The organism is Agarivorans sp. 1_MG-2023 (assembly GCF_030548385.1).
In the GTDB taxonomy this organism is placed as follows: Bacteria; Pseudomonadota; Gammaproteobacteria; order Enterobacterales; family Celerinatantimonadaceae; genus Agarivorans.
This window is the reverse complement of the sequence record NZ_JAUOSJ010000003.1, coordinates 340,310-365,900: the sequence shown is the minus strand read 5'-3', so window position 1 is coordinate 365,900 and position 25,591 is coordinate 340,310. Positions and strand designations below refer to the sequence as shown.

General features: G+C 44.7%; 28 protein-coding genes. 5 read left to right on the top strand and 23 right to left on the bottom strand.

Annotation, left to right across the window (positions count from 1 at the left end; translation table 11 throughout):
• Positions 1–13: 13 nt before the first annotated feature.
• Positions 14–361, bottom strand: coding sequence for a hypothetical protein (locus Q4592_RS06035; protein ID WP_303511115.1), 348 nt, complete (start codon positions 359–361; stop codon positions 14–16).
• 216 nt (positions 362–577) lie between these two features.
• Between Q4592_RS06035 and Q4592_RS06030 the strand changes: the two genes are divergently transcribed.
• A complete protein-coding gene (locus Q4592_RS06030) occupies positions 578–1,519 on the top strand; it encodes a GlxA family transcriptional regulator (RefSeq protein ID WP_303511112.1) in 942 nt (313 codons plus the stop codon).
• A 43-nt stretch (positions 1,520–1,562) separates the two neighbouring features.
• On the opposite strand, the gene Q4592_RS06025 is transcribed toward Q4592_RS06030, so the two are convergent.
• The 11 genes from Q4592_RS06025 to Q4592_RS05975 form a co-directional block, all read right to left on the bottom strand.
• A complete protein-coding gene (locus Q4592_RS06025) occupies positions 1,563–3,599 on the bottom strand; it encodes a methyl-accepting chemotaxis protein (protein WP_303511109.1) in 2,037 nt (678 codons plus the stop codon).
• Positions 3,600–3,906: 307 nt separating this feature from the next.
• Positions 3,907–4,374, bottom strand: a complete 468-nt coding sequence (locus tag Q4592_RS06020; RefSeq protein ID WP_303511104.1) for a DUF302 domain-containing protein — start codon at positions 4,372–4,374, stop codon at positions 3,907–3,909.
• Positions 4,375–4,484: 110 nt separating this feature from the next.
• Positions 4,485–5,297 (bottom strand): hypothetical protein, encoded by an 813-nt coding sequence (locus tag Q4592_RS06015; RefSeq protein ID WP_303511101.1) that lies wholly within the window; start codon positions 5,295–5,297, stop codon positions 4,485–4,487.
• The gene (locus Q4592_RS06010) at positions 5,290–5,862 is read right to left on the bottom strand and encodes an RNA polymerase sigma factor (protein ID WP_303511098.1); all 573 of its coding nucleotides are present in this window, start codon (positions 5,860–5,862) and stop codon (positions 5,290–5,292) included. The genes Q4592_RS06015 and Q4592_RS06010 overlap by 8 nt, the downstream gene beginning before the upstream one ends.
• Complete coding sequence (locus Q4592_RS06005) at positions 5,846–7,675, bottom strand: VWA domain-containing protein (protein ID WP_303511096.1); 1,830 nt, start codon at positions 7,673–7,675, stop codon at positions 5,846–5,848. The genes Q4592_RS06010 and Q4592_RS06005 overlap by 17 nt, the downstream gene beginning before the upstream one ends.
• Positions 7,676–7,863: 188 nt before the next feature.
• Complete coding sequence (locus Q4592_RS06000; RefSeq protein WP_303511093.1) at positions 7,864–8,859, bottom strand: branched-chain amino acid aminotransferase; 996 nt, start codon at positions 8,857–8,859, stop codon at positions 7,864–7,866.
• A gap of 463 nt (positions 8,860–9,322) precedes the next feature.
• Positions 9,323–9,661 carry a hypothetical protein gene (locus Q4592_RS05995; protein ID WP_303511090.1) on the bottom strand — a complete coding sequence of 113 codons (339 nt, stop codon included), beginning with the start codon at positions 9,659–9,661 and terminating at the stop codon, positions 9,323–9,325.
• A 230-nt stretch (positions 9,662–9,891) separates the two neighbouring features.
• Entirely contained in the window at positions 9,892–10,575 is a 684-nt protein-coding gene (locus Q4592_RS05990) for a hypothetical protein (RefSeq protein WP_303511086.1), read from the bottom strand.
• A 229-nt stretch (positions 10,576–10,804) separates the two neighbouring features.
• Positions 10,805–11,752: a pyridoxamine 5'-phosphate oxidase family protein gene (locus tag Q4592_RS05985; RefSeq protein WP_303511083.1), complete on the bottom strand. Its 948-nt coding sequence runs from the start codon at positions 11,750–11,752 to the stop codon at positions 10,805–10,807.
• A gap of 17 nt (positions 11,753–11,769) precedes the next feature.
• The gene (locus tag Q4592_RS05980) at positions 11,770–12,237 is read right to left on the bottom strand and encodes a nuclear transport factor 2 family protein (RefSeq protein WP_303511294.1); all 468 of its coding nucleotides are present in this window, start codon (positions 12,235–12,237) and stop codon (positions 11,770–11,772) included.
• A gap of 35 nt (positions 12,238–12,272) precedes the next feature.
• Entirely contained in the window at positions 12,273–12,884 is a 612-nt protein-coding gene (locus tag Q4592_RS05975; RefSeq protein WP_303511080.1) for a glutathione S-transferase family protein, read from the bottom strand.
• Between the two features lie 283 nt (positions 12,885–13,167).
• On the opposite strand from Q4592_RS05975, the gene Q4592_RS05970 reads away from it, so the two are divergent.
• Positions 13,168–13,752 carry a TetR/AcrR family transcriptional regulator gene (locus Q4592_RS05970; RefSeq protein WP_303511077.1) on the top strand — a complete coding sequence of 195 codons (585 nt, stop codon included), beginning with the start codon at positions 13,168–13,170 and terminating at the stop codon, positions 13,750–13,752.
• A 19-nt stretch (positions 13,753–13,771) separates the two neighbouring features.
• Here Q4592_RS05970 and Q4592_RS05965 read toward each other — a convergent pair whose 3' ends face one another.
• The 6 genes from Q4592_RS05965 to Q4592_RS05940 all read right to left on the bottom strand — a co-directional run bounded on the left by Q4592_RS05965 (position 13,772) and on the right by Q4592_RS05940 (position 20,008).
• Entirely contained in the window at positions 13,772–14,932 is a 1,161-nt protein-coding gene (locus tag Q4592_RS05965; protein ID WP_303511074.1) for a PQQ-dependent sugar dehydrogenase, read from the bottom strand.
• 160 nt (positions 14,933–15,092) lie between these two features.
• Complete coding sequence (locus tag Q4592_RS05960) at positions 15,093–16,580, bottom strand: L-fucose/L-arabinose isomerase family protein (RefSeq protein WP_303511071.1); 1,488 nt, start codon at positions 16,578–16,580, stop codon at positions 15,093–15,095.
• Positions 16,581–17,115: 535 nt separating this feature from the next.
• Positions 17,116–18,159, bottom strand: a complete 1,044-nt coding sequence (locus Q4592_RS05955; RefSeq protein WP_303511068.1) for an alcohol dehydrogenase family protein — start codon at positions 18,157–18,159, stop codon at positions 17,116–17,118.
• 2 nt (positions 18,160–18,161) lie between these two features.
• Positions 18,162–18,665, bottom strand: a complete 504-nt coding sequence (locus tag Q4592_RS05950; protein WP_303511065.1) for a TetR/AcrR family transcriptional regulator — start codon at positions 18,663–18,665, stop codon at positions 18,162–18,164.
• Positions 18,666–18,748: 83 nt separating this feature from the next.
• The gene (locus tag Q4592_RS05945; RefSeq protein WP_303511063.1) at positions 18,749–19,621 is read right to left on the bottom strand and encodes a VOC family protein; all 873 of its coding nucleotides are present in this window, start codon (positions 19,619–19,621) and stop codon (positions 18,749–18,751) included.
• Positions 19,622–19,633: 12 nt separating this feature from the next.
• Positions 19,634–20,008: a nuclear transport factor 2 family protein gene (locus tag Q4592_RS05940; protein ID WP_303511060.1), complete on the bottom strand. Its 375-nt coding sequence runs from the start codon at positions 20,006–20,008 to the stop codon at positions 19,634–19,636.
• A gap of 108 nt (positions 20,009–20,116) precedes the next feature.
• Here Q4592_RS05940 and Q4592_RS05935 point away from each other — a divergent pair, with 108 nt between their 5' ends.
• Positions 20,117–20,998 (top strand): LysR family transcriptional regulator, encoded by an 882-nt coding sequence (locus Q4592_RS05935; protein WP_303511057.1) that lies wholly within the window; start codon positions 20,117–20,119, stop codon positions 20,996–20,998.
• On the opposite strand, the gene Q4592_RS05930 is transcribed toward Q4592_RS05935, so the two are convergent.
• The 4 genes from Q4592_RS05930 to Q4592_RS05915 form a co-directional block, all read right to left on the bottom strand.
• A complete protein-coding gene (locus Q4592_RS05930) occupies positions 20,995–21,165 on the bottom strand; it encodes a hypothetical protein (protein WP_303511054.1) in 171 nt (56 codons plus the stop codon). The two genes, Q4592_RS05935 and Q4592_RS05930, sit on opposite strands and share 4 nt — an antisense overlap.
• 139 nt (positions 21,166–21,304) lie before the next feature.
• Positions 21,305–21,622 carry a hypothetical protein gene (locus tag Q4592_RS05925; protein WP_303511051.1) on the bottom strand — a complete coding sequence of 106 codons (318 nt, stop codon included), beginning with the start codon at positions 21,620–21,622 and terminating at the stop codon, positions 21,305–21,307.
• Between the two features lie 72 nt (positions 21,623–21,694).
• The gene (locus Q4592_RS05920; RefSeq protein ID WP_137671691.1) at positions 21,695–21,940 is read right to left on the bottom strand and encodes a peptidase; all 246 of its coding nucleotides are present in this window, start codon (positions 21,938–21,940) and stop codon (positions 21,695–21,697) included.
• A 97-nt stretch (positions 21,941–22,037) separates the two neighbouring features.
• Positions 22,038–23,408, bottom strand: a complete 1,371-nt coding sequence (locus Q4592_RS05915; RefSeq protein WP_303511048.1) for an MATE family efflux transporter — start codon at positions 23,406–23,408, stop codon at positions 22,038–22,040.
• 101 nt (positions 23,409–23,509) lie between these two features.
• On the opposite strand from Q4592_RS05915, the gene Q4592_RS05910 reads away from it, so the two are divergent.
• Positions 23,510–24,397 carry a LysR family transcriptional regulator gene (locus Q4592_RS05910; protein WP_303511045.1) on the top strand — a complete coding sequence of 296 codons (888 nt, stop codon included), beginning with the start codon at positions 23,510–23,512 and terminating at the stop codon, positions 24,395–24,397.
• A 19-nt stretch (positions 24,398–24,416) separates the two neighbouring features.
• On the opposite strand, the gene Q4592_RS05905 is transcribed toward Q4592_RS05910, so the two are convergent.
• The gene (locus Q4592_RS05905; protein ID WP_303511043.1) at positions 24,417–24,824 is read right to left on the bottom strand and encodes a GFA family protein; all 408 of its coding nucleotides are present in this window, start codon (positions 24,822–24,824) and stop codon (positions 24,417–24,419) included.
• 269 nt (positions 24,825–25,093) lie between these two features.
• Between Q4592_RS05905 and Q4592_RS05900 the strand changes: the two genes are divergently transcribed.
• Positions 25,094–25,579 carry a hypothetical protein gene (locus Q4592_RS05900; protein ID WP_303511040.1) on the top strand — a complete coding sequence of 162 codons (486 nt, stop codon included), beginning with the start codon at positions 25,094–25,096 and terminating at the stop codon, positions 25,577–25,579.
• The last annotated feature ends 12 nt before the right edge of the window (positions 25,580–25,591 follow it).

The following is a 25,591-nucleotide window of genomic DNA, read 5'->3' as shown; positions in this document are numbered from 1 at the left end:
AAAGCGTTCAGTTTTATTCTCGAAAATGACACTGGCTACAATACAGCCGTCGCGGAGGAGGAATAGTGGGCTTAGCAAAAGGCAGTGTATAGCCAGCACTTTGGGCAGCCAAAGTTGCAAAGGCCAAAAACAACACCACTACAAATACTTGCTCTACATTTTGTTGTTGCTGCTGTAAAACGTGTTCGCTAAGTTGACAACCTTCGTTAACAACAAGCCCACCAGCAAGCTCTTCACTGGCCACATGTGCTTTTGGACACGTTACCTTAAGCCCGATGTTTTTAGCCACGCACACGCTTAGCATTACTGCGAGCAGTAATAGGCTTACGGTGGCTTTAAACTGTTCTTGTTTAAACAACATAGTTTGGACTAATAAGGTAATAGCAAGTGAGTACTTATACCAACATTGGTTTTCAAGTAAAGCCGTAAGTAATACAGCAACAAACTATAAGACCGGGAAACCCGCATTTTATTCCCAGAGAAATGCAACTTCGTAGTTTACCAATGGTCGAAGCTAGGTATTTGTTCTATAAGACCTTCGTCCTCAAAACATGCTAAATGTGAGTAAGCTTTTACCATGACTACATCAACGTCTATTACTGTTATTAATTATCCTGGGGCATTGCAATCAGCAGTGTTTGGCCTTCAAGAAATGCTTGGTTTAGCCAACGATATAACGGAATCAATGCAGCATAACCACCGCTTTACCTGCCAACAGCTTACACCAGAGCAATGTACAGATACGGTTCCGCAAAAAGCGAACAACTCACAGCAAATTATTGTTGTGCCACCGAGCCTGAAAGATCAGTATTACTTAGCGCCAAGCCAAGACTTTATCAACTGGCTAAGCAAGCAACATCAACACGGGGTGCTGTTAAGTTCTGCTTGTGCTGGCGCATTTATTCTTGCCAAAACGGGTGTATTAAATCAACGTACTGCAACCACTCATTGGGGCTTAGCCGATGAATTTGCTAAGCATTACCCAGATGTAAAGCTGCAAAGTGACGCCATACTCATCAACGATGGAGATGTTATTACCGCAGGGGGCGTAATGTCTTGGTTAGATTTAGGCTTGGAGTTGGTTGCACAATGTACCCACCCAGGGATAATGCGCCAACTGGGTAAAAACATGGTGATTGATACCGGACTGCGCGAGCAGCGTTATTATCAAAGTTTTAAACCTAGTTTCGAGCATGGCGATAATGACATCATTAAAGTGCAGCATTTTTTGCAGAGCCATTACCCCAAATCAATCAACATTGCCCTACTGTGCCAACAGTGCTTTCTTACTGAACGCACCTTGTTACGCCGCTTTGTAAAAGCAACCGGCTTGAAACCTATTCAGTATTTGCAAAAATTAAGAGTGCAAAAGGCCTGCGAATTAATTGAAAATAGTCAGCTTAAACTTGAGGCTATTGCGCTAAAGGTGGGTTATGAAGACCCCGGTGCGTTTCGAAAAGTCTTTATTAAAGTGATCGGCTTAAGCCCACGTGAGTTTCGTCGCCGCTTTAGCGGATAACAACATACTATCGCCAGCCACGCTGGCGATAGGATTCGTCGTGTTAACTAAATTGCGCTACCTGATGATGCAACTCTTGCGATAGATCTTGTAGATGAGTCGCGCTATTTGCCGTTTGCGCCGCCGTGGTGCGGCTATCGCTGGTTAAGTTACTAATTTGAGAAGCATTAGCGGCGATTTCTTGTGATACTTGCGATTGCTGCTCGGTAGTCGCGGCAATGGTCACCGACTGACTGGCAATACTCGCCACTTGCTCAGTAATGCCATTAAGCGCTTCGCCAGTTTGCGCGGCATGTTCGGTAAAAAACTCTCCGCGTTTTTGGCTTTCGCTCATCATTTTCACCGCGTTATTAGTGCTGTTCTGTAGTTTACCAATAATGCCTTCGACTTCTTTCACCGATTCCTGAGTACGTTGCGCTAAGGTTCTCACCTCATCAGCAACCACCGCAAAACCACGGCCTTGTTCGCCAGCGCGGGCGGCTTCAATAGCGGCGTTTAAGGCCAACAAGTTGGTTTGGTCGGCAATATCGTTAATCATTCGAGTCACATCTTGAATATTGTTACTCTCTTGTCCCACTAGCTCAATGGCTTCAGCAGATGAATGCAGTTGTTGATTGAGCAAATCAATCTCATTCACCATGCGCTCAACCAATTGTGCGCCCTCCTGAGTATTGTTATCTGCCTCTCTCACACTCACCGCAATTTCCTCGACTTGCTGAGCTACAGAGGCCGCAGAAGACGACATTTCTTCAATCGCGGCAGCCACTTGGTCAACTTGTGCTTGCTGAGAGTCTAACTGGCCTAGGCTATGCTCAGCATCTTTATAAACACCGTTAGATTTACTCTGCAAATCACTGCTGGTTTCTCGAATACTGCTCACCAACACATTCAATTTGTTGGCCATCTCTTTTGCACCGGCACTAAGCTGCTCTACCTCATTGCTAGATTCTGCTCGGCCGCCTTGAAAGCTCACACTAATTTCGCCATTGCCCATGCGCTGCATGTTTTCACTTAACAACTCTAAGGGTCTGGTCATGCTTCGCAGTAGCATAGCCAAACCAATAAGCACCACCACCGCGACCGAAATAGACACCGCTACAATCAGCCATAATAAATCGCTGCTCGCCTTAGTAATTTCACTAACAAAAGTGCCCCCCAGTAGCTTCCAGTTCCACCCGTCCACTTCAGCAAATACTAGGTATTTCTCTCCAACTACACCTTGATACTCATAGGGATAAAACACGCTGCCAGAAGGTTCTTTAAAAATTGCTTTAAAGGGCTGATTACCTGCGTAATCTCTGCGGTCAATAATCGACTCGCCAGGCTTAATCGAAGGGTGCAATAAATAGTTACCCAGTAGGTGACTAGCATCGTTGTCCACCACAATGGTATAGCCCGTATCGCCCCACTTAATCTTAGAGAGATTACTAAAAATCTCCTCAGTGGCTTGGTCAATCGGCACCCCAATAAAGCTTAGGGCTGCCACTTTTCCTTGATCATTTTTAATGGGGTAGTAATAAGTGAGGTAATCCTTACCAAATAGACTCACTTTGGCATGATAAGGTTGGCCGCCGAGTAGCACCTTATAACCGGGATGATTAACGCCTAGTTTGGTCCCAACAGCTCGCTCGCCTTGGCTATCTTTCAACGAGGTAGACACTCGCACAAAATCATTGCCAGAGGCGCTAAACAGAGTGGCTACCGCATTGGTATCTCGCGTAAAACGGTCAACAAAACCGTTTGCGCCTATTAGTGACGCACCGCGAATGTGAATGTCTTTAACGCTAGTAGAATCAAAGCTCACTTCACGGTTGGCAACGGTAACGCCGTTCATGTAACCATTACGAAATGTTGCCTCAAGATCGTGAGCCCGTTCAAGGTAACCATCGAATTGCCCAGCGACCATTGAAGCGACAGCGTTAACTTTAGACTGATGATCAACCATCGCCTGTTCAAACAAAGCTTTAGACGCTTTGTTGTATACCAGCGCCGCCATAACGCTCAGCCCGAGCAGAATAATCAATCCAATAATCAACTGTAGTTGTATTGAAATGCTACGGCTCTTGAACCCATTAATCATACCTAACTCCCTTTGATGCTTATAAGCTGACAGTTTAGTCAACTAAATATCACTAGGGTTAATTTATTTAATTCAATTGATGATGTAAATGTCATATGAATGTGATGGGAGGCTTCTTTGTTTTACATCAATAAGTGCTTAAGGCAGGCATGAACCAAGGTCTATTACAATATTTAACTGGGAGGTAAAGCTCACAAAACAACCATTGATTTTTTTGTGAGCTTTCGAACTTTAAAGCGATTTTTAGGCTTAAATAGCGTAAGCAAAGCCTATCTTTTTGCTTACGCTTGCCGATTTACAGCAACAATTAATTAGCGGCGGCTTTAGAAATACCCGCTAGTGCTCCGCTAACTTTGCTTAACACCGCTTCACAACCTTGCATGCTGTGGCGCTTAGCCAAATATTGAGGATCGTTATAAGAGATCCACACTTTGCCTGCGTCATCTTGCCAAACTAAGGCTTTTTGCGGTAAATCTAAGGCCATTAACTGCTGACATTGCATTAACGGTGAGCCCACTTTGGGATTACCAAAAATCACTAATTCAGTATCTCTAAGCTCAATGTCTACCTTAGCAGCCCCTTCTGAGTGTTTAATATGATTAAACACCGTCATGCCTTTTTTCTCGAGTATCTGCAGCATCCGTTCAGCGGTTTGGCTAACCGTGTGCTGGCTTGCAACATTAATCACGCCCTCGCTATTGGCACTTGCCCCGCCTGCAACTCCCGCAGCCGCAATACTAACAGCCAATATTAAACGTCGAATCAGTCCTTTCATGAAACCTCCAAGATAATACCTACCACAAGCCAGCTATTTAGCTTGCTTAGCTTCTTAATCTTACTTAGCCAAGTCTAGTTCAGTTTTCACTTTTGCCAGCTAAGGCTAAATTAGGGCTGACAATCTCTCGTTAAACCACCCGGTATACGATAGCCTTCTTTGAAATTTCCGTCTGGGCTTTGCTGAGTCACTAACCAAGCCAAATCGTATTCGAATATCTGCCAAGTGCGCCCTTGCCACCTTATCTCTTGTAAGTCTTGCGGCTTAACAAGATCAGTTAGTTTTGCCAGGTCACTAGCCAGTAGCGGTTTGAGTTGTTCTGCTTCAACACCCTGCAAGATGTTTTCAATACAGGAGCGCTGTTGCTCAGTGGCTTTAGCAGTAACTGCACTAGCGGGCATTTGGGTAGAGGCGGCATCAAATAAAGCGCGTTCTCGAATTATCATCACTTGCTCAGGCACTTCCGCCGCCTGTCTTTTGGCTGTTTTGGTGCTGGGTTTGGCTTGCTGCTGGCGCGCCTTTTCTTCGCGTTTACGCGCTTCGGCCACCATAAACTCATGTTGTTTCCGTTTACTGTCAGATAAAGCCTCATCACTTTCGCTACGCGCTTCAAGCTTCGGAGCTTGTAGCAAACTCACATGGCTTTGATACTGTATTTCGCTAGGTGGCACACTCGTTTCACTAACCAGCCACCAGCCTAATACACCCACGCAGGCGAATGACGCAGCGCTAGCCCACCAAGGGGCACTCGCCCAAGAATAAGACTTAGCCTTTGGCTTTAGTGTTTCCGCCTGTTTTTTTGCCATCGCTTGAATGCGTTTATCAAGCAGCTCCGAGGGCTGAATATTCTCTGTTGCCTGCTGATAGATGGCATCTATCTCATCGTCGCTAGGGGCTGAATCTGTTGTCGGCTTATCAACCATGGTGTTTCTCCCAGCATTCGCGAAGTTGTTGGTAAGCGACTCTAAGTCGGCTTTTTATCGCATCAAACGAAGCATCTAATACTTGGCTCATCTCAGCTAAGGCCAAGCCAGATTGTTTTAAACTAAAGACCTCTTGCTGCTTTTGCGGTAACAACGAAACACAGCGCAAAATAATCTGTTTATCTACGCCTTGTTGGTGTTCTGTTTCAGGGCTAGAAGGAGATGCCAGCTCATCAACATTTTGCTCTGCATCGTCAGTCTTGCGATCTTTGGCCCGCCAGTAATCAGCAATACGTCGCCGAGCAATGGTGTATAAAAAGCCCCTAAAGTGCCGCGTAGGCACCTCACTGGCATTGTCTTGAACCGATAGTTGGTAGCTTTCAGCTTGCGTGATGATGGCTTCCCACACTTCCTGAAACACTTCATTGCAGGCGGCTTCGGGCAGCTTTTGGTGAATAAACACAAACAAGGCTTTTCGGTAACGCTGATAGAGTTGGTCAAACGCGGTGAGGTCACCGCGCTGTCCATAATCAAGCATTAACTGTTCATCACTGACTGCGTTCATGGTTTTGCTGGTCAATCCTTGCAGGTAAGGTTACCGGTAATGGCTGCACTGCATACTCTGGCTCAGGTAGTTGAACTGGCTGAAGCGTATTATGTTGCTGCGCTAATGTGTTGGTTAATCTAGCTAATTTAACAAACTCTGCACGATAACCAAACTGGTCTTGGCCCTTTCCGCTATTCGCCCACTCAATAATCTGGTTATAAGCCAAATCATCAAGGTGTTCGCTAGCTCGAAGTTTTTGACCAAAGGCCGCTACCGCAATAGCAAAGCGGTCGTCGTTACTCACGCTATCAAACTCAACAAGATCTTTATTGTATAAGCGTTGAGTGTATTTAGCCGACGCGTCAGACTGGGCTTTCTTGTAACGAACCCTCACTTCAGCTAAGGCTTCATTTTTGGGTTTTACCGCCATTTTGTTTTGCTTTTGTTGCTGAAATACCAGTGGGTCAATTAAACCCGGCTTACCTACTGGAGTAATTTCGTAAATTGCGGTAACGCTATGGCCCGCCCCCATATCTCCGGCATCTTTCTGGTCGTTATTAAAATCAGCACGGTCTAGCTGGCGGTTCTCGTAACCCAACAAACGGTATTCAGACACCATGGTTGGATTAAATTCTACTTGAAACTTAACGTCGTGAGCCACGGTATACAAACTACTCCCTAGCTGATCAACCAGTAGTTTTTGCGCTTCGTGCAAGGTATCAATATAACCCGCTACCCCATTACCGTTATCCGCCAACTGCTCCATAAGATGGTCGTTGTAGTTGCCGGTGCCAAAACCAATGGTTGAGAACTGCACCCCTGCTTTGCGCTTTTGGCTAATCCTATGTTTAAGCTCGTCGATATCGGTAATGCCCACGTTTAAGTCACCGTCAGACATTAAATACACATGGTTGATTCCACCTTCAATAAAGCCTTGTTGCGCTTGGCTATAGGCTAATTCAATCCCCGCTGAACCGTTGGTTGAGCCACCGGCACTTAAACTATTAATGGCGTTTTCAATGGCATGCTTGTCACTCACTTTAGTCGCTGGCAAGGCCACACCAGTGCCACTGGCATAAGTCACAATGGCCACACTGTCATGAGCTTTAAGTTGATTAAGCATCAGTAACATTGATTGCTTAAGCAGTGGCAATTTTTCCTGAGATTGCATCGAACCCGATACGTCCACCAAAAACACCACATTAGCCGCTGGACGAATGTCGGTATCGGGCTGGTAAGCACTAACACCAATGCGAATAAGTTGGTTGTGTTCATTCCATGGCGATGCGGTTAGCAAAGTGTCAATGGCAATCGGTTGCTCTTCACTAAGCTCCTGGTTTGCTGATTGAGAGTAATCGTAAGAGAAGTAATTAATCAGCTCTTCTACCCGCACCGCATCTTTTGGCGGTAGTCGCCCATTATTAATAAAGCGACGCATGTTAGCGTAACTGGCGCTGTCTACATCGGCGCTAAAGGTAGATACCGGTTGCTCGGCCACCGAGATAACCGCCAAGTTATCGAATTTTTGGTAGTTCTCGCTGTTCTGCATTTCCATGTAAACCGCATCGTTCGCGTAGTGCGAAGCAAGCGCCATGTGTGATTGCTGAGCCACTCGCATTCTTTTTTGGCTTTGCTCAAGTTTCGCAATCGGGTGCATGGGTTTAACTAGAGCCTGATGCTCTTGAATAGTGGGAGAAGTCGCAGGCGGCTGCTGGTCATTACGGGCATGCTCTGCATCGCCAGTTTGGCCACAGGCAGCTAAGGCCACCAGAGCAATGCCAATGGCAACAGAGCGAGCAAGGGGCGAATAGGTGAAAGATAAGTTTTGCATTGTATGAATACCTTGTTGTGACGAATTAGGGTTTAAGTCAATCTCAACGAAGTAATCGCAGCTAAAACAAAAGCGAGGCTAAATTAATCTAAAAAATTTAAATTAATTTTAAAGGCAGCAAAAATAGCGCCTTTGTAAAACAAAACAGCCCGCATAATGCGGGCTGATAGTAACATTAGGTAAAGCGATTAAATCGAGGTTAACCAAGCATGTTGGTCTTCGGCTTTACCCCATTGAATGTCATTCAATGCTTGGCGCAGTTTTAAGGTGGTTTCACCTGCTTCGCCGTTGCCTACAGTATGCTCTTTACCCTTATGGATTAAGGTGCCTACCGGAGTAAGTACTGCAGCAGTGCCAGATAAGGCTGCTTCACAACCCGGTTTGGCCGCACGCTCTAACAGCTCATCTACGGTGAGTTGGCGTTCGCTTACCTTCAAGCCTAAATCGCTAGCCAGCGTAAGAATCGAGTTACGGGTTACGCCGTGTAAAAAGCTGCTATCTAGTGCTTTAGTAATGAGCTCATCGCCATCAATTAAAATAAAGTTGGCCGCGCCGGTTTCTTGTACATCGCCATCAGGGCAGAACAACACTTGGTCGGCGTCTACTTCGGTGCGCGCTTGGCTAATTGGGCCTAGTGCGCTGGCGTAGTTACCACCAGATTTAACCATGCCCATATGCGGCGCACAGCGCATGCCGTTTTCTTCTAGCAACAAACGCAAAGGCTTAGCACCCACAGCAAAGTAGTCGCCCACTGGAGAAAGCAATACATATAGCAGTGCAGAGTTAGTCGGAGCCGCCGCTTTACCAATCGCAGGCTCGGTGCCAATAAAGGTTGGGCGAATGTACATAGAGCCCGGAGCAGCCGGCACTTCATCGGCAAATTTAGCCACAATGTCTTTTACCATTTGCTCTAATAGCTCAGGTTTAAAAGCTGGCAAGCTTAACAACTCGGCAGATTGCGCCATACGTTTAATGTTGGCATCCATACGGAAGATATGCACGCTGCCATCTTCATGGCGAAAGGCTTTAAGTCCTTCAAAACAAGTACTTGAGTAATGAAGTACGTGTGCACCAGGGTGTAGGCTAATACTGTCAGACGAGACAATATCACTATCACCCCATTGTTGATCTTCGTATTTTGCCAATGCCATTTGTGGCATAAAAACCGTACCAAAAGCTGCCATGTTGTGTTCCTAATTATGCTTGGGCTTACACGCCCTTTTTATATTTTTACTGAAATGGAGTAGAAAGCTGGTGGGATTAAATGAGTTCGCACTATTTACAACCGATATACCAGAACAACCACTGCCAATTTATCCATAAACTGGGTTCGCTGAATGGTAAAAGAGTATGTGGTGTTATGTCACTGCGATCAAGCTTAAGACTCGTCCAATCTGAAAATATTCTGCAATAAATGCAGTGGGAGTACTATTTTCACAGCCGGAAAGGCCAATTTTCAGCATTGTGGTTGTTGCTGTGTTGCAGCTCAAGCTTCTTAGCTAGAGACGCACTCAGTATTTATACGCGGCTATATACACCAACAAACTGAGCCAATGAAAATAGATGAAAGCGCCTTTGTTTTTACCTATTAAGTCAAACAATGTGAGCAAGCTTACTTGATGCGTATTCGGTGTTTCTTCGGTTTAATCACTCACTACAGGGGCAACTTACCGCTGGAATATAGTTAAGTTTATTTTGTTTAAACAGCGAAAATACAAGCAACAATTCCTTGTTTATATACTCGATCAGCGCCTCTTCATTTGTAGCTGAAGCAACCTGCTCATTTTCATATAACCAACCACCGCAACCAAAGCCCACCAATGGCAACTCTTTTGGTAAAATCTGTGGGTCATCGGCGATTTCGACCACTAGTGAATTACCTTTAAATTGAAGATACCACGAGTACCCATCAATTCGCCCACGAGCTTTAGATGTTGCATCCAAAAGTAAACTCCCAGACCAGTGTTCACCCGATAATTCAATCATATGTTAATACCTTGGTAATACCCCAACAGGGGAAAAGTTTGACGAGTTCCAGAGTACGCTGGCCGAGTAGCCTTAAAATCCACCGAGTATTGCTGAGCCTTTTACCTGTTTTATAAGCTGGCATAAACACCTCATCTTGTTTTAATCAAGTGTCTACTGAATCGGGTCAACTACAGCGTCCTTTTGAGTAAATTGTTAGCTTTTATTTAAAAATATAAGTGCCGCGATGATTATCCCCGCAACAATAAACAGTAACTTATTATTTTTACTGCTCTCATTTGGAGTAGTTGGCTTAGCAATATGCTCGATTTGTTTTTTGGCTCTGATTTTTCTGTTGTTTCTAAAGATAAACTAAAAGGGTCTGAGCCACGCTTAATTTTTAATTTATCTTCGTACTCCTCCCAAACATCAAGGTGAAGCTTATGCAAAGTACTATGTGATTCCGGTTCGCCCCAAACTTCAATTAGCCACTTAACATCAGTTTTATTCAGTAAAGTTAAATCTGTATAGCCGAGGGATTTATAAGAGAAAGGTAAAGTTTTTAACTTCTCTCCTGGAATTGATTCAATCACGTTGTATCCAGGCTCTTGTAATTTTTCAGAGTACGGGATTGAAAACGAATCAACAGCTGCTAACCAATAAAGTAAGTAGAGTTGCTCATCATAGGATTCTTTTTCTTTTCTTTTTTCTCTGATTAGTGCTCTAGTTGCAATAGCGGCTTCTCGAAACGAAGCAGGTAACGGCAGATTTTCTAAAGCCAGTTTGAGCCTCTTTGCTGGTTCACCTTTATATTTTTTAATTCGGTCAGCCCAAAACTCACCATTATTTAGCTCTTCAGAGTGTCTATTCCAAAACTCAATAGTGTGATTATCTGCTTCAAGGTCATCTGAAGTTTTATGCCACGAGTTACTCATAAGTCTCCGTAAAAGCTAACAGGTTATTAAAAGGAAAGACTCCTTGTTTAAACAAGGAATCTTTCCTTTTATCATACATTTAATAAAATCCAGATTATCACCATTCCTAAGCTACATCAGCTACCTAGCTCGAAAAATAACAAAAACATCAACACAAATAAATGCCAGACCTTGTGGACAAGAAATGTGAAAACAAACAGAGTTGAAAAAAGGGCTTATTTTTATTCCATCAAAAATCTAGCGTGGGTGAATACTCCACATCAGAACTCTGCACTAAGGTGGCAATATCTAAGCGCAAGCATTGCTCTATATTTACCTGCACATAACGCTGTGCGCCTTCATAGGTAAACTCCTCTGTTTCATCCCACAGTATTTCGGCATGGCCTTTTATCCAAAACCCACAGCCGGTTTCAAAATCCGGGATATACAGCCCAACTCGAGAATCAGCAACTATATTGCCCAAGGTATTGAAGAAGTTGTTACCGGAGAAGTCTGGAAAGATAAGTCCTTGCTTGGAGCTATTTGTTTGCTTGAGCATGGCTACAAACCCTGGCTTTCCGCCTCGGTGAGATACATCAACGCCTCCGCTTTCGGCTTGCCCTTTTGTCACTGCTCGCGAAGCGATAAAAAAAGTATCACAATGCTCTAGGTGTTGCTTTAATACTGGGTCGTTTGATTTTAGTTGTTTGAAATCATCGGCTGTTGGCGCTTGCTTTCCAACAAAAACATCAAGCTGAAGCTCGCGCTTTTGAATATACTTAGGGCAATTGCCAAAGCTTTGCTCTATTTCAAAACGCAGCATCTGGTCGCTAGCATAGCTAATCAGCCCGTTCGCTCGGTTACGCCTGCGGGTATTTAGCTCTAAACTCAGTAAAGCCAAGCTGTCGCCAGCACTCAGGCTTGTTAGCCCCGAATACTCGATTAATGCTCTGGCTTCTATAGACAAGGTTTGGGCATTGGGTGAACTAATAAATCCCTGCTCGCCCAATATCGGTGACGCCCAGGGGTGTCCTTCATTATCCAGTAAACCAGCGTATAACAAAGCTTGCTGACCGAAGAACTCTCGATGCTGTTCAGGCATAAAGTTACGTATGAACTTCTCGCCAATCGGCCCGATATGTTCTTTTACGCCAACCCGCGCCTGTACCGCTAATTCACCTTGATGAAAAACACCCATGAATGTCTCCGTTATTTTTATAAACCCAAATCACTCAAGCTTGGGTGGTCGTCTGGTCGGCGACCTTGTGGCCAGTGGAACAAGCGCTCATCTTCGTTAATGGCTAAATCGTTAATGCTGGCAAAACGCAGTTCCATTAAGCCATTTTTATCAAACTGCCAGTTCTCGTTGCCATAGGCGCGATACCACTGCCCTGCTTCATCTCGCCACTCATAAGCAAAACGCACAGCAATGCGATTGTCGGTGTAGGCCCACAACTCTTTAATTAAGCGGTATTCATGCTCTCTTTCCCACTTAGCCGCCAGAAAGGCTTGAATTTGCTCTCGCCCATTTACAAACTGGTCGCGATTGCGCCATTGGCTGTTTTTGGTATAAGCCAGCGACACTTTCTCTGGGTTACGCCCATTCCAACCGTCTTCGGCCATACGTACTTTTTGCGCAGCAGTAATTGCGTTAAACGGCGGTAATGGCAAACGTTGCTCGATAGTCATATAAGTCCTTAGGTGTTTGAGAATGTCTTTTAAACAGCGGGCGGTAATGGCGTTTTTTGCATGCCTTCAAAGCCATCTAAGGCTTCTACATTACTTAACCACGCCAAGATGTTGGGGTAGGCATCTAGCGCTACTTTGCCTTCTGGCGCATGGGCAATGTAGGAATAACAGGCTATATCGGCAATGGTGGGTTTATTCGCCACCATCCATTGCTTACCGTTAAGTAGCTGATTAACAATCTCTAAAGTTTGATGGCTTGTTGCTATTACTGTGGCTTGGTCAAACTGGGCGCCAAATACTGTAATTAATCGAGCTCGAGCAGGGCCCTCTGCCAAGGTACGAGCCGCCAAGGCTAACCACTGTTGAATCTCTGCCTGTTCGTTCACGGTTTGCGGATTCCACTCTGGGGCATAGCGATTTGCTAAGTGAGTAATGATGGCAATGGAATCGCGGATCACTAGACCATCATCATCTAATACTGGTACTTGAGTAAAAGGATTAATCGCTCGGTAATCATCTTGCTTGTGCTCGCCCTGCGCCAAATTCACGGTAACTTTTTCATAGGGTAGTTTGAGTAAAGCCAGCATTAAACGCGCACGATGCGCATGGCCAGAGAGTTCAAAGTCATAGAGCTTTAACATGGTGGTGTCCTTAATCGTATGTTGTGTCCGTTATAAATTTGTCTACTCAGTTTGCTTGGTCGCTCACTAAAGTATACAAGTCTGTCTACTTACCTTCTAAGTTAGGAGACAGACTTGTCTATGTCAATATAAATATTTCATCTACTCAGATTTGAAAAAAGATAATTACCGCCAAGCCAATGTTTTGATGGGCTAAATTAGAATATGAATATTTTGCGAAGCAGAGGTTTGCGCAATGGGTAGACAGAACGGTATACTTAGGCGATAAGGTTTAGGAATGATTATGGCTAGCAGTAAACGCGATCTACTGATCGACACCGCACAGAATTTGTTTTATCAGCATGGTTTTAAAGCCACGGGCATTGATACCATTTTGGCTGAATCGGGTGTGGCTAAAAAGACCCTTTATAACCACTTTGCCTCTAAGGAAGCATTGATTGTGGCTTGCTTGAACCGTCGTGATCAGCAACTGCTTACGCTACTGGAAAACAACATTGAACGTTTAGCTCCCACTCAGCAATGTGAGCCAGAGTTAGCCAACATTATGGCTTTTTTTGATGCGCTGTCTCACTGGATAAACTCTGATACATTTTTTGGCTGTATGTTTATTAACGCTTCGGCTGAGTATCATGACTTCGATCATCCTGTGCATCTAGCGTGTACTGAGCACAAAGTTTTAGTGATAAAACTCATCGAGCAGCAATTGGGTAAGTTAGCGCTAACCGACCGTTTAGCGACTGCTAAGCAATTAGCTATTTTAGCCGACGGGGCGATAGTAGGCGCTCACACCACTCACGATTTTGAGTCTGCTATACATGCAAAATCGGTGGCGAGAGCCTTATTAGCAAGCCAACGCCAAGCCGCTTAAGTTAGCCTTTGCTAAGTACTTACTTAGGACTAACTTTATACAAATTTCCGCTGTCTGCACTGAAATAGATATAGCCGTTTTTATCTACCGCTAAGGCGCGAATACGTTCATTAAGATCTTCAAACAAACGCTCCTCCCCCACCGGTATGCCTTGCTCATTAATAATGATGCGATTGAGATGCTGAAGCTTTAAGGCACCACTAAACAAATCACCTTGCCAAGCAGGAAAAGCATTACCTGAATAGTGAATAAGTGAACCCGGCGCAATAGAGGGAACGTACACTTTTAATGGTGAATTTATTCCTTCCTGCTCCTCTGCATCCCCCACTTTAAGCGGGCTCCAATATTCTTTCCCGTGGGAGGTAATTGGCCAGCCATAATTAGCACCCGCTTGTATCAAATTAAGCTCGTCGCCACCACGCGGACCATGCTCTATGGCCCACAAACGCTGCCCTAAGTGATCAAATGCTAAACCTTGAGGATTGCGGTGGCCATAACTGTAAATAGCATCGTCTACTTGGCTATTGCCAACAAAGGGGTTGTTGCTGGGTATGCTGCCATCAAGCTTGAGTCGAGCAATGGTAGCCGCATGATTAAGGGTATTTTGGCCGTTATCCCTTACGCCTCGATCACCAATCGAGAAGTAAACATGTTGCTGGGTATCAAAGGCGATTCGGCTGCCATAGTGGCGATTAGTAGAGCTAGCAGAGTTGCTCACAAACAAGTCTTGCCAGCCACTCATACGTACTTGGCCAGACTCATCTTGCTGTATTTGTGCTTTAGCTAAAGTGGTCACACCGCTGCCATTGTGCGGCTTGCTATAGGTAAAATAGAAATAGCCGTCTGGGCCTTTGACCACATCCAGTAAACCACCTTGCCCTTGCGCCCAAATAGCCGGTAAACCATCAATATTTTGCCAAGCTTGTTGGCCAAGCTTGGCTTTGTTTAGATCAACACTGAGCAACTCTCCACGGCGTAAGGTAACAATTAAAGTGGTCGAGTTTAGCCAATCCATACCCCAAGGCACGCCGGGAAGCTGAGTCAGCTTGTCTACCTGCAAACTATAATCTTGGCTGCTATGTAATGTTTGCTCAGCACTTGTTTGATGAGAGTAAACACTTACCAGCGCCAACAATATCAGCACTACACCGTTTAGGTGGCGAGTAATTAGCTTATTCATGGTTTGTCTCCTGGCGCTTAATCTGCACACAAAAACAACTATATGCAAGATTGCTCACTTTAAACAGAAGATTGTTCATAAGGTAAGTATTTGCAGGATTTGTAAATAAAAAGCCGACGCAAGGTCGGCTTTCATACACAAGGCTAAGCATTAAATCGGTTTACAAAAACACACTTGGTATTTCATTTGGGTAACGCTCTTGGGCTGGCTGGTTGTAGTCAATATCCGTAACACCCAACAAGTTAAGCACTTGGTAAAGGGTTTTAGCCACGTGACCAAAAGCAATACCAGCATGGTGCGGGTAGCGTTTCTCTACTAATACATGGCGGTAAAAGCGCTGCATTTCTGGAATACCAAAGGCGGCAATAGCACCAAATGATTGCGGGTCGATATCAAGAATATCACCTTGAGCAACGTAGGCGCGTAGCTTAGTATCGGCGGTAGATTGCAAACGGAACAAAGTTACTTCGCCCGGCTTAATCTGCCCTTCTAAGGTGCCGCGCGTAATGTCTGGTTCTTTACCCGGCTCCATTAAGCTATGCATAATTTTTTGGAAGCGTAGCTGCGAGTTCTTCATGCAGCTTGGCGCAGTGTTGCCACAGTGAAAGCCCATGAATAAATCTTTAGCGGTATAGTTAACCATTACTTGTTGGTTAGCGTCTACCATGTCTTGCGGCACAGTATTATTAATGTCTAACAAGGTTGCAGGGTGGTTGGTTGCACAGGTAATCATGTACTCAGACAGCGCGCCATAGATGTCGACTTCACAGGCAACTGGGATGCCGCGTTGGGCCAAACGCGCATTAACGTAACACGGTACAAAACCAAAGAACTTCTCAAACGATGGCCAGCATTTGTTAGCAAATACACCAAAGGTAGAAGCGCCCATGTTAGCCGCGTGAAAATCTAATAGAGCTGCTTCGTATTGTGCCAGTTTTGGTAATAAATCTGGATATGGATTGTTATCGCCCAATTCCGTTTCCATCTCAGCAACAATCTTTGGAATATCAGCATGGTCTTCCGCCGCTTGGTAAATATCTAACAGGTCGAGCTCGCTGTTTTCCATGATTTCTACGCCAAGATCGAACAGCGCTTTAATCGGTGCGTTACAGGCTACAAAGTCTTGCGGACGCGGACCAAAAGAGAAAATCTTCAAGCCTTGCAAACCAAGAATGGTGCGAGCTACCGGCACAAAATCACCAATCATGCTGGCAACTTCCGTTGGCGTGCCTACTGGGTACTCTGGAATATGCACAGCTAAGTTGCGTAAACCCGCACTGTAAGAGGCGTTAAGCACCCCACAATAAGCATCGCCACGCGCATCTTTTAGGCCAGCGGTCGCTTCTTCCGCTGCTGCCACAAACATCGTTGGCCCTGCAAAACGCTGCGCCATAATGCTTAATGGGCCTTCTGGTCCAAAGTTACCTAAGTAAATAGCCAAAGAGTTAATGCCAGCTTGCTCAGCTTCGGCTAGCGCCTTCACTACATCATTTTCATTTTCGATAATGGTTTGTAACTCGACCACTTCAATGTCTTTTTCCATACAGGCTGCAGCCACCGCTTTGCGGCGCTGCTCAGACAATGAAAGAGGGAAACAGTCACGGCTTACCGCAACAATACCTAATTTTACTTGTGGGATATTTATCATCACTCGCTCCACGGGTGCTTGGGTCTTTTGACCTTGGTTTTTTTAATACCTTTAGTGTGCGTTAGCACAGAGCAGTAAATGAATTGATGCGGATCAACAAAGGCCTCGCTTGTGAAATAACGAAATACCCATATCAAAAAGCGTTAGTAAGAAAAGTGGTTTACGACATACCCGCAACAAATTTGTTAACGCCAATTGCAGCGAATAATCACCTGAAAAGGTCTGACATACCCAAACCCGATAAGTGCCACACTCAGACAGTTCTATACTAATATTGGATTAACTGACGCTAATGATGGAAAAATAGAAATGCTATTTATTGCCAACTCTGCAAGGGCACAAAGCATGGGTTTTAAGCTTGTATCCCGTCCCCCACTTGATGACATGGGTAAGCCTTTTCCCATCTTACGCCTGAGTCTATAAAGCAAATTAGCACTCTCTAAAACAAAAAAGCCCCGAAGCAACTTTCCTTCAAGGCTTTTCGATTTAGCGCTTTGCTTACTAGACGAGCAAAAATGTGTAACGCCTTAGCTCACTACATCGTCAGCACAATCTTACCTAGGAATTTCTTCTCTAAGAAAGTGCTTTGCGCCTGCACTATTTCTTTCAAGGGATAAGTATGTGCAACCAAAGGAGCAATGTCTTCGTTCTCAATATGCGCCACCAAATTAGCAAATACCTCTGGTTCAATTACCGTACAACCAAAAAAGCTTAAGTCTTTAAGGTATAAGGTACGCACATCAAGCTCGACCATCGCACCGCCAATAGCGCCAGATACCGCATAACGGCCTTTGGGCCTTAATACATCAAGCAATTGCGGGAACAAACCACCAGCCACCAAATCAATCACTACATCAACGCTGTTCGCGGCCATTACATCTTTGAGCTTTTCACTCCGTAACACCACTTCGTCAACCCCAAGCTCTTCAATCATCTGTTGTTTGTCTTGGCTCGTTAGGGCAAGTACATAAGCACCACGGGCTTTAGCCAGTTGAATGGCCGCCGAACCTACTCCACCAGACGCGCCAGTAATCAGCACTTTGTCACCTTGTTTTACCTTCGCGCGGGTAAGCAGGTTTTCTGCTGTAGAGTATGAACATGGAAACGACGCTAGCTCGGCATTGCTATATTTGCTGTTAATTTTGTAGGCATGACAAGCGGCTACTTTGGTGTATTCGGCAAAGCCGCCGTCACACTCCGAGCCAAAGTACCACGCTTGCTCTGGGTGAGTACCGTTTACTTCGGTTAAGCAAGGTTCTATTAGCACCCGTTCGCCTACTCTGCTTGCATCTACCTCCTCGCCTACCGCCGCAATGTAGCCACATACGTCAGCGCCTTGGATCCGTGGAAATTGCAGGGCTTGGCTAGACCAACTGGCATCTTCGGCATTGTCACTTTTAGAGTACCAGCCAATACGGGTATTAATGTCGGTATTGTTTACTCCGGCTGCAGCCACTTTAATCAGCACATCTCTTGGGCCAATTACCGGTAATGCCACGTCGCAACGGTAGCTTAATTTGTCGGTATCGCCGTGTCCGGTCATTTGCACCGCACACATGGTGTTAGGAAGCGTTGTCATGGTTATTCGCCTAATAGTAATTGCAAAGTAAGTTGAGCGGATTGAATGCAGTCATCGCCAATCGTTGGCCACGCAGAGCTGACACCTTCATGCAGCAAAAACACCTGTAAGCCTAGTTGTTCACTAGCGCAGAAGCGCACAAAGAGGGCTAATAAGGCCTGTTTATGTTGCTTAACAGCAGCGTTTATTTGGGGATTTTCAGGGTAAGCGGCTAGCGCACTCATCGACATACAACCAGTAGGTGCTTCGTTTACCATCCAAAGCTCTAGCTGTTCAAATGCAGCAAATACTGCCTGCTTCGTGGGCTCGGCCGCTAGCAACTCAAGGTAGCGCACGTGACGATGTTCCAAGGCAGCAATGACCATCGATTCTTTAGAGGGAAAGTAACGGTATAGGGTTCGCAAGCTCACCCCAGAGGCTTTTTGCAAAGTAGCCACGCTAGGCTCGGTAAAACCGAGTTCACTAAAAGCATTTTCTAAATTGGCAGCAATTTGTTGTTCAATCATCACATTCATCAAGGTAGAGCGTTTATTCTACCTGCATTGTAGAATGAACATTCTACTTTGGTCAACTGCCAAGTGTTGAGCGTTTAATCAAAGCAGCGAATCAAATATCCGTCAGGGTCGATTAAGGTCTCAACAGGAGTTTGCTTGGCATCAAGCTGGAAGCGCTGTTGCCCTATGCTTGAATGACTTAAGCCTCGATATATATCTAAGCCTAAAAAGCCTGTTTGTGGGCCTACTCGATATGCAAATTCTAAGTTAAGATCGGTACCATCAAACTGCTGTAACTCCAATACTGTAGCGGGATATTGCCAAAGTGCTTCGGCAATATTGGGACTCTGCTTGAGTTGTTGGTAAGCCTCGTCACCTTTAAACACTAAAAAGTATAACGTCATTGCTCGCGCGTCAGAACGATAGCGATACACTAACTCCATGCCTAAAGATTGATAAAAAGCGAGGCTGTGATTAGCGTCTTTTACTCGCAAGGTAGAGAGGTTAAATGTCGCGCCTTTTGCCACTGGCTGAATTGTTGTAGCGGCTAACAGCTCCTCAGACAATGGCGGCGAATGTTCGAACAAACGCTGCTGCACCAGTTCAATACTATAGCCATTGGGATCGTTAAAGTGACAAAGGTAGGCTAAGCCTGCAATGTTAAAGCAATCACCAGCCGCCACACCTCGTTTAAGTAAACCCGCATGTGTCGCATCTAACGAAGGCACCGCAATCGAAAACTTCCAATAGCCTTCTTCAGCATTAGGTTGTGCCGCCACGCTAAAATCAGCATCAGGCATATTCACTAGCTCTAGGCTGGTTTGCTGTGGTTCAGCAAAACTCAAAAAGTAATGCTGAGACTGCTCTGTTTCAGTTTGATGTACCAGTGTCATGCCTAAGACGTTTTGATAAAAATCCAAGGATGCTTGCGGGTCTTTAATCAATAAACGGTGATTGCTGATTAACATTCTTATGCTCGCTTAACGTTCGCCTTGTACTTCAAATTCGTCACTAATCATTCGCGCCGCACCATCAGCTTCTACCACCCAATGTTCGCGGTGAACAACGCCAAAGGCTTTATTCATGGTCCAGCTTGAGCTTAAAGTGTAGCCATTATCACCACAAGCTTCCCATTTAACATCGCTATACTCCACTTGAGCAAAGCCTTGCTCAATTAGATTTTGCCAAAAGGCTTGAATCGTTTCGCGACCTTCAAATACACCAAAAGGTCGCGCTGTCATTACGCTATTTTCATTGTATTGCGCAGCACAACCCGCAGCGTTTTGTTGGTTAAATGCTGTTTGCCATGCGGTAATGCCTAATTGACACGCTTTTAGAATGTGATTGTCTGACATGATAATTCCTTGCTCTCTATGTGAAATACACGAACAAGATTAGCCCTACAACTCACTCAGAAAAACAGCTATATTCACAAACACTGTTTAATTTAAGTGAACAATAAAATGAACCGTTTACGGCAAATGTCGGTATTTGCGCACATTGTAGAAGCAGGGTCGATTACCGCTGCTGCAGAGAGCTTAGATTTATCTAAGTCGGTGATTAGCCAACACCTAAAGGCACTTGAACTAGACCTTGGCGTTAGCTTGCTAAAACGCACAACTCGCCGCCAAACTTTAACCGCAGCAGGCCAAGCTTTTTATCAAAACTGTAAACAGCTTAATCACGTGGCCGAAAGCGCCTGGTTAGATGCCCAGCAAAGCCTTGAAGAACCTAGCGGAAAAATAACCATAACCGCACCTAATGCACTCATGGAAAGCTTAGTAACACCGGCAATTGCAGCGCTATTAAAGGCGCATCCTTTACTAGAGCCAGAGTTAGTGGCGAGTGATCTGCATTTGGATCTATTTGCTAAAGGCATCGACCTAGCCATTCGTGTAGGGCCATCCAAAGAAAGTAGCCTAAAACAACGGCGCATAGGCCAGTTTAGAGATGTGTTGTGCGCGCATCACCGCTATATGAATGGGCGAACCATTCAGAATGCCAGCTATATTGCCAATGCGTGGCAAGGCAAACATATCTCTCACCAATTTAGCGCTAAACACGCTAAACCTTTTGAGTTCAAAGCAACAGCGCGCTGCATAAGTAACTCTTTTCATAGCTGCTTATCGCTAATTAAAGACGGTGCAGGTATTGGCTTAGTGCCCGATTTTCATGAGGCGATGGCAAGCAAGCAGTTGGTAGAAGTATTCCCCGAGTACCAACTTAACAATAACTCTGTATATGCCCTGCACCCCTACAGCAATCAACTGCCGCTAAGCGTAAAAGTATGCTTAAACAGTATTGAACAACAGCTGTCTAAAACAACGCAAGCATCCCCAGATTAAGTGCTGGATTCACTCGCAGATGCCCTTGGATGACGATGTGTTTTTTTTGGCATAAAGAAATCGCAGGCGGTTCGCGTGGCTAAGGTAGGCTGTTCCCACGCGCCACACAGATCTTTTTGGTTGTCGGGAGTTCGGGTAAATTGGCGACATTGCCCACACTTGCTCATTGCTCTATTCCTTGAGGCTACAAAAGTCTCAAAAGACTACTAGAACAAGCAGGCTAAGCAATTGATATAAATCAGAATAATCAATATTTCGTGTTAACTAGTAACGGTGAAGTAAGTAAGGAATAGCAGCGTTAAGACACTAATTCTTGCTGACTATGTTTTTAAGGGCTTTCGAGATAAGTGAATCGGTAATTTCAGTTATAAGCAGCCTAGCACCTAGCAAGGCCACAACAATAGACACAAGCAATAACCAGCTTGAATAGCCAAACAAAAGGAATGTTCCACCACTTAATACAGCGATAAACCCAATACGCACCAAGTAGCGAATTACCATAAAAATTGGAAACGAAAAGCGGGCATTAATGCTCTCAACTGCTTGCTCCAGCAAAGTAAATTGCTGCTCGCGCGCTAAGTCTGAAATGTCGTCGAAATAATCAATGTACTGTTTAATATCCATATTTACTCAGCGGGTAGCGCATACAATTCAAAAGATGTGCCTACGCTACACCAGTAGCCTGCAGGATGCGAGTTAGCCCACTAAAAAATAACGCACAATGCCGTAGACATAAACAATAGAGAAAATGATGTTAATGTATTTAAGCTGACGTTCGCTATGCAACCACGCGCAATAAATCCAAATCAAACAAAATGGCAAACTGACAAAAATAGTGAGTGGATACCAATCTTGCACAGCGGCCACGGTACTTACAATACCTAAGGCAAGCGCCAACCATTTCAATTCTTGTTCATATTTGGCAAGACTTTTCCCTGTCATTTACTGCTGTTCCTTTTTAAATTAAAACGTTAATTCTGTGTTTGTTGGGTGTTTATAGCGCTTACTGTCCAAGCGCTTTGACCTAAGCGCTTGGGGTCTACGAGTTTAAACAGACCAAACTCGGCGCTGGCTCAGCCTTTTGCTGCAGATCGCGCAGATTAAAATACAACATCGGCAATACCACTGCGCTAAGCACTAAATTAGACAAAGGCACCGAAATCCAAATGCCTGCTACGCCCATCAATTGTGGTAATAGCCATAGAAATGGGAGCTGTACTAGCATGTTTCCCGCCGATACAAATAGCGCTTTTTTCGCCTCGCCCACTGCCATAAAGTAGACTGCGCTGATAAACAAAAAACCATCTAAGAATATGCCCGCTAAGTGCAAACGCACACCGGCTTTACTGGCTTGCATTAAGGCTTCATCGCCACTAGAAAAGACCGCAATAAACCATTCTGGAAAGAGATTAAGAAGCACCACAATGGCTATACCAGAGCCCACAGTCACCGAAAACGCTAAGGTAACGGTTTGAGCAATTTTATTGATTTGTTTTGCCCCTAAGTAATAACTTACTGGCGGCTGCAAACCACTAGCGACGCCTTCAGCAAAGAAGTAATACACACTGCCGAGGTAACCCACTATGGCAAAAGCCGCTACATGGGTGGCCGAGGCATAGCTCATAAACAACTTATTGTGCAAGGCCATCACAAAACCAAAATACACAAACATCATTAAGCTAGAAGACCCCAGCTGTAACATGCGTGATGCACTAGACCATTCAAAACGGCTGCCTTTTAATGGCGTATTAGCCTGAGCTGAGAAAAAGTAATGCACGCAACATAAGCTAGTGACCGACTGGGCGATTAAGGTTGCGATAGCTGCGCCGCGTAAGCCCATAGAAAAATGCGCGAGAAACAAGTAATCCAACCCAATGTTCAGTAATGCGCCCAGCACAATAAACAAGGTGGCCAAATTGGGTTTGTCGTCATTTCGAACCAGCAATGGCAAGGCACTGGCTGCGATAGACACTAACGCCCCGGCCGACATAATGCCCAAATATTGCTGCGCCATGTTTTGCGCTTCGCCCTCTGCGCCTTGCAGAGCAATTAAGCGAGAGTCACCAAACTGCAGCACTATGCTTATCAGCAACCCCAATAGCACCACCAGCAACAAGGCTGAGGCTAAACTATTCTGGCAGGCTCGGTAGTTGTTCTCTCCTCGATGCATCGACAACATACTGCCGCCGCCCATGCCAATCATTAGGCCCACACCGGTAACTAGCGCCATAACGGGAATAGACATATTAATGCCTGCAAGCCCTTGCGCGCCCACATAATGCCCTACAAAAATACCGTCGATAACTTGATACAAGCCACTCACTAACATCGCCACTACAGACGGAATAGCAAAGCGCCAAAAGTTGGCACTTACCGATTGCTCGTTAGGGATAGAAATAGACTGCTGCATGCCACTCACTCAAGGTTAAGACCGAGCATTATAGTTGATTTAAAGATACATAAGAGTTAGCTTCTATCCGAATACCGGATAGATAACTAAAGTGAGTAAGCATGAATTGGAGCATTGACCAGCTACAAGCCTTTGTAAGTGCAGCACAATTAGGTTCATTTTCGGCTGCTGCTCGCAAACTAGGTAAAGCACAGTCACGAATTAGCAGCGCTATTGCTAATTTAGAAGCCGATTTAGGTTTCGAGCTTTACGATCGCAGCGCCAAGCTGCCGGTTCTTACCGCGCTTGGTCAACAAATGCTGCCTGAGGCTCAACAGGTATTAGAACAATGTCATCGGTTACAGTCGCGCGCTTTAACCGCCGCCAATAAAGAGCCAATCGCCTTAAAAATTGCCATTGATGAAGCGATTCCTATTGAAGCTATTCATTCGATGTTTATGCGTTTAGGCGAGCAGTTTCCTTACCTACAGCTAACCGTAACCAACGGTACCCAAGACGACATCTCGGCGGCGATAGAAAATAGACAGCTAGATATTGGCTTAATGCTGAGTCAAAAAGCCTTGCCAGACAACGTGATGTTTGGCTCGTTAGGCTATTTTGAATTAGCGCTAATTGTGGGTAAACAGCACCCTTTAGTTGAACTAGAGTCACTGCGTTATCAGGACCTACAACAGTATCGGCAGTTAGTGCAGTGTAACCGTGCTGGTCTAGGTAGCTCTGTTCCTATTAGCCCCAGCCATTGGTATATCGACAGCTACTACTTAATTAGTGAGTTGGTGGCCAAAAACCAAGGCTGGGCCTTTGTACCCAAGCATATTGCACAAAATGATTGGATAAAGGATGCCATTCAAGTGGTGCATTGTGATTCACTATTAGCAAATATGAAGTTTGAAATTGGCATAGTAAAACGCTGCGATAGCCCAGACAGTAAACTCACTACTTGGTTGGTGAACGAATTACTTAAACTGCTCGACGATGGCGCTAACTAGTCACTACTTCTCATCTTATTTAAGAGCGCGAGTCCTCGTACGCATCGTTACGAATGAGGTCTGCATCTAAGTCTTCCCAATTAGCTTTAGAGCTAACAAAGTTGTGTGATATTGGCCGCTCAACTATCGCCGAATCAAGCATGCCTAAGCGTATTCTTAAGCGACTAGGATCCGCTTGGTTAGAACTATAAATAGGTGATGCGCATACTTTGCAAAAATGCCTCACCTTCCCAGGAGAGGTTTGATAGTGACCAAAACCTTCAACCCCTTTTAACACTTTGAATCCTTTGGTCGCCACAAAGCCATTGGTAGCAAATGCAGTGCCACTGTTTTTCCTACATAAAGAACAATGGCAATGAATAATTGAATTGATACCTCCCGATATTTCAACTTGAATAGCCCCACACAAACAACTTCCTTGATACATAGTTTTTCCCTTTTGTTTACATCAACTTAATGTCACAGACATTAACAGTGGCTTAGCTCACATTTACACGATACAGCGTAAACTTACATAGATTTATAGTATAAAAACACTAAAATCCTCACCCTAACATCAAATTGGCCAACCAAAAGATAAATAGTTGTACCAATTTACTACTATATACCCAAACGTAGCAGCGGCTAAGTGCTCTCTATTTGGCTTGATTAGTGTTGCTAAGTTTTACCTATAAACATCAAGGACGAAAAATATCCATGCTTAAGAAAAGTGTTATAGCCCTTTCTATTCTATTAGCGTCAGGCTGCTCAAGTATCGTTAGTGACAGTAAGTATTTAGTCGCTATTGATTCTACTCCCAGCCAAGCCAGTTTCTCTATTAAAAACAGAGCCGGAGTAACAGTTCAGAATGGACAAACACCAGAAACCCTTACCTTAAATGCTTCTGCTGGTTTTTTTAAAGGCGAAACCTACCAGCTAGTATTTAATAAAGAAGGTTATGAAGAACAAATTATCGAGCTTAAAAGCAGTGTAGACGGTTGGTATTTTGGTAACATTTTGTTTGGCGGCTTAATCGGCATGTTAATCGTAGATCCAGCAACAGGTGCCATGTACAAGTTGCCAGAAAATGCCATTGCCGAGCTAACCGAAAGCGAAAAAGAGAGCAAAGAATCGCTTACTATTGCCATGCTAAACAGTATTCCTGAACAGCAGCAAGCGCAGTTAATTCCGTTAACTAAGTAGCGATAATAAACG